The sequence below is a fragment of the Streptomyces sp. NPDC005648 genome (genome assembly GCF_040605395.1).
Taxonomy (GTDB): domain Bacteria; phylum Actinomycetota; class Actinomycetes; order Streptomycetales; family Streptomycetaceae; genus Streptomyces.
Genome location: NZ_JBEXCS010000155.1, coordinates 11605 through 13107, shown reverse-complemented (window position 1 = coordinate 13107; position 1503 = coordinate 11605). Strand labels below are relative to the sequence as shown.

1 protein-coding gene and 2 pseudogenes are annotated in these 1503 nt (G+C 70.4%); all 3 read right to left on the bottom strand.

Going from position 1 to position 1503, the window contains the following annotated elements; translation table 11 throughout:
• Positions 1–266 (bottom strand): annotated as a pseudogene (locus tag ABZT17_RS43540) (4-hydroxy-2-oxovalerate aldolase); the annotation flags it as partial.
• Between the two features lie 47 nt (positions 267–313).
• Positions 314–1276 (bottom strand): acetaldehyde dehydrogenase (acetylating), encoded by a 963-nt coding sequence (locus ABZT17_RS43535; RefSeq protein ID WP_356357724.1) that lies wholly within the window; start codon positions 1274–1276, stop codon positions 314–316.
• A pseudogene (locus ABZT17_RS43530) lies at positions 1273–1503 on the bottom strand (2-keto-4-pentenoate hydratase); the annotation flags it as partial. The gene ABZT17_RS43535 and the pseudogene ABZT17_RS43530, both read right to left, overlap by 4 nt.

The window sequence follows — 1503 nt, the reverse complement described above, 5'->3', positions numbered from 1 at the left end:
CGGACACCGAGGGCGTAGGCCCGCTCGAGTTCGGCGATGGTGCCGATGCCGGGCAGCAGCAGGGAGGTCAGGACCGCGTGGTCGATGGCGTCCGCCGCCGCCTCGATCCACTCCCAGTCGGTGTTGCTGCCCGGTCCGTAGTTGAGGCTGCCGCCGGCCAGACCGTCGCCGTGGGCGACCTCGATGGCGTCCACGCCGGCCCGGTCCAGGGCGGCCGAGATACGGGAGACGAACTCGGGGGTGATGCGGTGCCGGACGGCGTGCATGCCGTCCCGGAGGGTGACGTCCTGGACGTAGAGCCTCGGTGTGTCGGTCACTTGGTCACCTCGGGGGTCACTCGCCGGGCGATGCGCTCGGCGACGCGCAGGGCGGCCGAGGTCATGATGTCGAGGTTGCCGGCGTAGGCGGGCAGGTAGTGGGCGGCTCCCTCGACCTCCAGGAAGACGGAGACCCTGGTGGTCGGTGTCTCGGACACGTCGTCGGGCAGCAGTGTGTGCAGGGGGTCGCCGGCCGGCACGGGGGTGAACTGGACCGCCTGCTTGAGGCGGTAGCCGGGCACGTATTCGGCGACCGCGGCCACCATCTCCTCGACGGAGGCCCGGATCGCCTCGTGGTCCGCCTCGCCGATCAGGCAGTACACGGTGTCCCGCATGATCAGCGGCGGTTCGGCCGGGTTGAGGACGATGATCGCCTTGCCGCGGCGGGCGCCGCCGACCTTCTCCATCGCACCGGACGTGGTCTCGGTGAACTCGTCGATGTTGGCCCGGGTACCGGGTCCGGCCGACTTCGAGGCGATGGACGCCACGATCTCGGCGTAGGGCACCGGCGTGATCCGGCTGACCGCGTGCACGATCGGGATGGTCGCCTGGCCTCCGCAGGTGACCATGTTGAAGTTGTCGACAGCGTTGTCCCCCACCGACAGGTGCTCGTCGAGGTTGACCGGCGGCACCACGTACGGGCCGATGGCCGCCGGGGTGAGGTCCACGAGCCGTTTGCCGTACGGGGCGAGCTTCTTGGCGTTCTCGATGTGGGCCTTGGCGGAGGTGGCGTCGAAGACGATGCCGATGTCGTCGAAGCCGTCCATCCGGATCAGGCCGTCCACGCCCTCGTGGGTGGTGGGCACCTTCAGCCGGGCGGCGCGCGCGAGACCGTCCGAGTCCGGGTCGATGCCCACCAGCGCGGCCATCTCCAGGGTGTCGGACAGGCGCAGGACCTTGATCATCAGGTCGGTGCCGATGTTGCCGGAGCCGATTACGGCCACCTTGGTCTTCGTCATCCTCTGTGTTCCTCGGGTGAGAAGGTCGCGGTCACCGAACCCAGGCCCGACATCTCGGCCTGTACGGTGATGCCTGGCGGGGTGGGCACGAGCGGGCCGAGGGCGCCGGAGAGGACGACCTGTCCGGCGCGCAGCGGATCGCCGAACTCCCGGGCCGTGCGGGCCAGCCACAGCAGCGCGGCGAGGGGGTCACCGAGACAGGCCGCTCCGTCGCCCGCGGAGGCGAT